The organism is Neisseria sp. P0021.S007 (assembly GCF_051956855.1).
Map to the genome: position 1 here is coordinate 1 of NZ_JBQCXA010001575.1, position 460 is coordinate 460.

The 460-nt window shown below is 60.2% G+C and carries 1 protein-coding gene; it reads right to left on the bottom strand.

The features are described from left to right. The coding region (locus ACTHUR_RS20340) for an NnrS family protein (protein WP_440400603.1) at window positions 1–460 on the bottom strand (460 nt) is incomplete at both ends.

A 460-nucleotide genomic window follows, 5' to 3' on the forward strand; every position in this document is an offset into this window, starting at 1 on the left:
TTAAAAAGGCGCGCGAGACGGCGGCGGCGAAGAGGATGGGGACGGCAATGCGGCAGAGTTTGGGATAATCGAGTTTGGTAAAGCCGCTGTGCCACAGTCCGGCGGTCAGCCACACCATCATCACGCCGCCCATCATGCCGCCGAGGGTAATCAGGTGCAGGGGCGCGGAGGTAGGCAGGTTTTGCAGTTTCGCCGCGCCTGTCCACAGATAGCCTGCGGCGGCAAAAAGCTGGAGCAGGTAATAAGTGCGGACGTAGTGTTTGCGCAGGAGTTCGTGATGGTGCAGTTCGCGCAGCTTGGCGAGCAGGATGAAGCCGACGGCGAGCGCGGTAAAACCGGCGGTTTGCGCGGGCAGCCAAAGCTCGGCGGCGGCGTGCAGCAGCAGGAAGGTGATGGCGATGTTTTTATAGACGACGTTGGGGATGAATACGGGGTCTTTCAGACGACATTCTTTAAGGGC